Consider the following 5,498-nt stretch of genomic DNA (forward strand, 5'->3'; position numbering starts at 1 on the left):
GGGCTGCGGCGCGGCAGCGGAAGGCGCGGCAGCGGAAGGCGTGGCGGCGGGCGGCGCGTAGTACGTGCCCTCCGGTGCGGCCTCCGGCTCCGGCGCCGCGCTCTTGCGCGCCCGCCGCTTGGTCGACGCCTCGGAGACCCCGTACCCGACCAGCACCGGCTGCCTGGCAGCGGGCTTCGCCTCCTGACCGGACTCCTGCGCGGCCTCCCGCTCGGCGGGCTGCTCGGTCTGCTGCGGGACGGCGGCCGGCTCGGGCTCGTCACCCGCCCCGCCGATCGTGATGATCACCTGGCCGACATCGACCGTGGTGCCCTCGGGGAAGCGCAGCTCACGCACCACACCGTCGAACGGGATGGGCAGCTCGACCGCGGCCTTGGCCGTCTCGACCTCGCACACCACCTGGCCGTCGGTGACGGTGTCACCGGGGGCGACGTACCACTTGAGGATCTCCGCCTCGGTGAGCCCCTCGCCCACGTCGGGCATCTTGAACTCTCGGACCGGGGTCGCGATATCAGTCATGGTCACGGCGCTCCTCAGTACGCAAGCGAGCGGTCGACGGCGTCGAGCACCCGGTCCAGGCCCGGCAGGTACTCGTCCTCCAGGCGCGCCGGCGGGTACGGCACGTGGTATCCGCCGACCCGCAGCACCGGGGCCTCCAGGTGGTAGAAGCTCCGCTCGGTGATCCGGGCGGCGATCTCCGCGCCCGTACCGAGGAAGACCGGGGCCTCGTGCACCACGACCAGCCTGCGCGTCTTCTCCACCGATGTCTGCACGGTGTCGAAGTCGATCGGGGACATCGACCGCAGGTCCACGACTTCGAGGGACTTGCCCTCGTCGGCCGCAGCTGCCGCCGCCTCCAGACAGACCTTCACCATCGGGCCGTACGCGGCGAGCGTCAGGTCGGAGCCCTCGCGGGCCACCTTCGCCTTGTGCAGCGGGTGCGGGATGGCGTCGGTGTCGACCTCGCCCTTGTCCCAGTACCGCCGCTTCGGCTCGAAGAAGATGACGGGGTCGTCGCTCTGGATGGCCTGCTGCATCATCCAGTACGCGTCCGACGCGTTGGAAGGCGAGACGACCTTCAGCCCCGCCACATGCGCGAAGAGCGCCTCGGGCGACTCGCTGTGGTGCTCGACCGCGCCGATGCCGCCGCCGTACGGGATACGGACCACGACGGGCAGCTTGATCTTGCCGAGAGCGCGCGCGTACATCTTCGCGAGCTGGGTGACGATCTGGTCGTACGCCGGGAAGACGAAGCCGTCGAACTGGATCTCCACGACCGGCCGGTAGCCGCGCAGGGCCAGGCCGATCGCGGTGCCGACGATGCCGGACTCGGCGAGCGGGGTGTCGATGACCCGGCCCTCGCCGAAGTCCTTGTGCAGCCCGTCGGTGATGCGGAAGACGCCGCCGAGCTTGCCGACGTCCTCACCCATGATGAGGACCTTGGGGTCGGTGTCTAGCGCCTTGCGGAGCGACTCGTTGAGCGCTTTCGCGATGCTCATGTTTTTCGCGGCCATGATCAGTTGCCCTCCTCGGCGGAGTCCGCGAAGGACGCCTGGTAGGCGGCGAACTGCGCACGCTCCTCGTCGACGAGCGCGTGGCCGTCGGCGTGGGTGTTCTCGAACATGGCCATCGCGTCCGGGTCCGGCATCGCGCGTACGGCTTCCCGCACCCGCTTGCCGAGCGCCTCGCTCTCGGTCTCCAGGCCGGTGAAGAACGCCTCGTCGGCGATCTTCTGCTTCTCCAGATACGTCTTCAGCCGCTGGATCGGGTCCTTGGCCTCCCACGCCTGCCGCTCGTCGTCCGTGCGGTACTTGGTGGGGTCGTCGGACGTGGTGTGGGCGCCCATCCGGTAGGTGTACGCCTCGACCAGCGTGGGGCCCTCGCCGCGGCGGGCGCGCTCAAGGGCCGACTTGGTGACGGCCAGACAGGCCAGCACGTCATTGCCGTCGACCCGGACACCGGGGAAGCCGAAGCCCTGGGCGCGCTGGTAGAGCGGCACCCGCATCTGCTTCTCGGTGGGCTCCGAGATCGCCCACTGGTTGTTCTGGCAGAAGAAGACCACCGGGGCGTTGTAGACCGCCGAGAAGGTGAACGCCTCGGCCACATCGCCCTGGCTGGACGCGCCGTCGCCGAAGTAGGCGACGACCGCGGAGTCCGCGCCGTCCTTGACGATCCCCATCGCGTAGCCGGTCGCGTGCAGCGTCTGCGAGCCGATGACGATGGTGTACAGGTGGAAGTTGTTGCTGTTGGGGTCCCAGCCGCCGTGGTTCACACCGCGGAACATGCCCAGCAGATTGGTCGGGTCGACGCCGCGGCACCAGGCCACACCGTGTTCCCGGTAGGTCGGGAAGACGTAGTCGTCGTCCCGCAGGGCCCGGCCCGAGCCGATCTGGGCGGCCTCCTGGCCGAGCAGCGAGGCCCACAGGCCCAGCTCGCCCTGGCGCTGGAGTGCGGTGGCCTCCGCGTCGAAGCGGCGCGTCAGGACCATGTCCCGGTACAGACCGCGCAGCTCTTCGGGCGTGAGATCCACTTCGTACTCGGGGTGCTCGATGCGCTCGCCCTCGGGCGTCAGCAGTTGTACGAGCTGGGGCTCGGACGCCTGCGGCGTCTTTGCGGCGCCGGCTCGCTTGCTGCTGCGTCGCGGCTTGCGCGTCGCGGCAGTGCTCTCCACGGTCACGTGCGTGCTCCTCCGTCGGTCCGGCCCCCGGGGTTGCCGGTAAGGCCAGTGCGGCTCGCCCGAATCCGGATCCCCCGCACGGGGTGGGTGCGATGCGAACCGGGAACAGGCGTGACAGGTGCCCCGGCGAAGCACCCTCTCAAAGGCACGTTACCCAGTGTGTCGCAGAACTGCGAAACCCCATTTGACCTGCGATTTTGCTTGGATTTCCAAGTAAATCGAAAAATGGGGGAACAATCACTGGTCACAGCCTTGCAGGCCGCCGGAACAGGGGCACGTTATACCGGGCACCCCGGGCACGGGAAGAGCTCATGTGTGAAACTGATTCCGTGCCCGAAGATGGAAAAATCAGCGTTTTTCTCCTTGACGACCATGAAGTGGTGCGCCGCGGAGTTCATGAGCTTCTGGCGATGGAGGACGACATCGAAATCGTCGGTGAGGCGGGAACCGCCGCCGACGCCCTCGCCAGGATCCCGGCCACCCGGCCCGATGTCGCGGTCCTGGACGTCCGGCTGCCGGACGGCAGCGGGGTCGAGGTCTGCCGGGAGATCCGCTCGGCCGACGAGAACATCAAATGCCTCATGCTCACCTCGTTCTCCGACGACGAGGCGCTCTTCGACGCGATCATGGCGGGAGCGTCCGGCTACGTACTGAAGGCGATCCGCGGCAGCGAGCTGCTGTCGGCCGTACGGGATGTGGCGGCCGGTAAATCACTGCTCGACCCGGTGGCCACGGCCCGGGTCCTGGAACGGCTCCGCGACGGTGGCACCAGCAAACGCGATGCCCGGCTGGCGAATCTCACCGATCAGGAACGCAAGATTCTCGACCTGATCGGCGAGGGTCTGACCAACCGTGTCATCGGCGAACGGCTGCATCTCGCCGAGAAGACCATCAAGAACTACGTGTCGAGCCTGCTCGCCAAACTGGGCATGGAACGGCGCTCGCAGGCGGCCGCATACGTGGCCAGGATCCAGGCGGGCCAGGACAGGACCGACTGACTGCCCGCGCCGGCGACCGGTTGTCCGGGTGACTGGTCGGCTGAAATGGTTTGAAATCAAGCTGAATGAGTTCGTTCGGTCTTATTCGGGACCTACGTCCTCAATCCTGGGGCAGCTGTCCCCTTACCGGCACGGCGCCCGGGCTGGACAGTGGAAGCCATGCCCATCGAGGAACAGCGCGCCATCGCCCTGCTCAGCCGAGTGTCGTACGGCCGTGTCGCCGCCAGCATGCGCGCGCTCCCCTTCCTGGCCATAGCCCGCCACATCGTCTCGGACGGCTGCGTCATCCTGCGGATGCACGCGGGCCACGGACACCACGAGGCATGCATGGGCAGCGTCGTCGCCTACGCCGCCGACAATCTGGCCTCCGGGGACGCCCACCTGTGGTCGGTCCAGTTCACCGGCACCGCCGAGCTGACCGTCCCGGCCCCCGACGTGGTCGCTCAGTTCGAAACGGCCCCTGACCGGGTGAACGGCGAACCGTACGAAGCGGTCTATCTGCGCATCAAGCCGCAGTTCGCCACGCTGGACCGGATGGAGTACAACGCCGCGGAAACAGCCACCGCCCCGCAGTGATCTAACATCTGGCGAGTGCCGCGCTCATATGCAACACCGCCTGTCGGAGAGCTGCTGCGCCGCTACCGGTCCGCCGGTGACGCGCTCTCCTGCGAGCCCGTCGCCCAGGGGCTGCTCAACCGCGGCTACCGGCTCGCCACCACTCATGGCGACTACTTCCTCAAACACCACCTCGACGGCGACCCTGCCGCCATCAGCCGCCAGCACCGCGCCACCCAGCGCCTCCAGACGCTCGGCGTCCCGGTCGCGCCGCCGCTGGCCGACACGGACGGCGACACTGTCGCGGTGATCGGCGGCCGCTGCTACGCGCTGCACCCCTGGATCGACGGCCGGCACCGGGAGGGCGCCCAGCTCAGTACGGCCTGCTCCCGGCGGCTCGGCGCGCTCCTCGGGCTGGTCCACACCGGTCTTGAGCGGGTGATGGAGGCCGAGTCCGCGCCCCCCGAGCACGAGAGCGCCGACCCCGCCGACACCTTCGCGGTCATCGAGGAGCTGCTCACCAGGCTGGCCTGCCGGCAGTCGGGCCGCGACACCTTCGACGAGCTGGCCGAGCACCGGCTGCGCGAGCGCCGCCGCCTGCTGGAGCGCCATGCCCACCGTCGCCCGCCGGCGGGCGACGCGGGCGGCTGGGTGCACGGCGACTTCCATCCGCTGAACCTGCTCTACCGGGGCGCCGAACCGGCCGCGATCATCGACTGGGACCGGCTGGGCGTGAAGCCGCGCGCCGAGGAGGCCGTCAGAGCGGCGGTGATCTTCTTCGTACAGCCCACGGGCGAGCTGGAGCTGCCGAAGGTACGGGCGTACGCGCGCGCGTACCGGCGGGCCGCTGCGGCCGGGCCCGCCGAGCTCGCCGCCGCGGTCCACCGGGTGTGGTGGGAGCGGCTCAACGACTTCTGGACGCTGCGCTGGCGCTACCAGCTGCACGACCGCAGGGCCGATCCGCTGTTCCCCGCGGCGTCGGCCCTGGTCGTGTGGTGGACCCGTGAGTACGAGGCGGTGTGCGAGGCGTTCTCGGGGTGAGGCGTCCTCCGGGTGAGGCGCCCTCGGGGTGAGAGACGTTCGCTGGGCGAGACGTGCTCCGGGTGAGACGCCCTCCGGGTGAGGTGGGCGGGCGCCGGGCCGCTGTGTGCACGGCCCCGGGGTGTCAGCCGCCTCAGCCGCCCGTAGCGCCCGTCGACGCGTCGCCCGCGGTGGTCCCCGCCGCGGTGCCGGCCGTGCCCGACCCGCCGTCCGTGGTGGAGCCGCCG

At 69.7% G+C, this 5,498-nt stretch carries 6 protein-coding genes; 3 read left to right on the top strand and 3 right to left on the bottom strand.

Annotated features, from left to right (window positions below; genetic code table 11):
- From G3I19_RS34085 to pdhA, 3 genes are all read right to left on the bottom strand, one after another.
- Positions 1 to 519, bottom strand: a 519-nt coding sequence (locus tag G3I19_RS34085) for a biotin/lipoyl-containing protein (protein WP_343235293.1), incomplete at its 3' end; no start/stop codon positions are given.
- Between the two features lie 14 nt (positions 520 to 533).
- Complete coding sequence (locus G3I19_RS34090) at positions 534 to 1,514, bottom strand: alpha-ketoacid dehydrogenase subunit beta (RefSeq protein ID WP_164267571.1); 981 nt, start codon at positions 1,512 to 1,514, stop codon at positions 534 to 536.
- Positions 1,515 to 1,516: 2 nt separating this feature from the next.
- Entirely contained in the window at positions 1,517 to 2,677 is a 1,161-nt protein-coding gene (gene pdhA, locus G3I19_RS34095) for a pyruvate dehydrogenase (acetyl-transferring) E1 component subunit alpha (RefSeq protein ID WP_164267572.1), read from the bottom strand.
- Positions 2,678 to 3,006: 329 nt separating this feature from the next.
- Between pdhA and G3I19_RS34100 the strand changes: the two genes are divergently transcribed.
- From G3I19_RS34100 to G3I19_RS34110, 3 genes are all read left to right on the top strand, one after another.
- Positions 3,007 to 3,675, top strand: coding sequence for a response regulator transcription factor (locus G3I19_RS34100; RefSeq protein WP_164267573.1), 669 nt, complete (start codon positions 3,007 to 3,009; stop codon positions 3,673 to 3,675).
- A 159-nt stretch (positions 3,676 to 3,834) separates the two neighbouring features.
- Positions 3,835 to 4,251 carry a pyridoxamine 5'-phosphate oxidase family protein gene (locus G3I19_RS34105; RefSeq protein WP_164267574.1) on the top strand — a complete coding sequence of 139 codons (417 nt, stop codon included), beginning with the start codon at positions 3,835 to 3,837 and terminating at the stop codon, positions 4,249 to 4,251.
- A 15-nt stretch (positions 4,252 to 4,266) separates the two neighbouring features.
- Positions 4,267 to 5,271, top strand: a complete 1,005-nt coding sequence (locus G3I19_RS34110; RefSeq protein ID WP_164267575.1) for a phosphotransferase — start codon at positions 4,267 to 4,269, stop codon at positions 5,269 to 5,271.
- The last annotated feature ends 227 nt before the right edge of the window (positions 5,272 to 5,498 follow it).

This window comes from Streptomyces sp. SID10853, from assembly GCF_010548145.1.
In the GTDB taxonomy this organism is placed as follows: domain Bacteria; phylum Actinomycetota; class Actinomycetes; order Streptomycetales; family Streptomycetaceae; genus Streptomyces.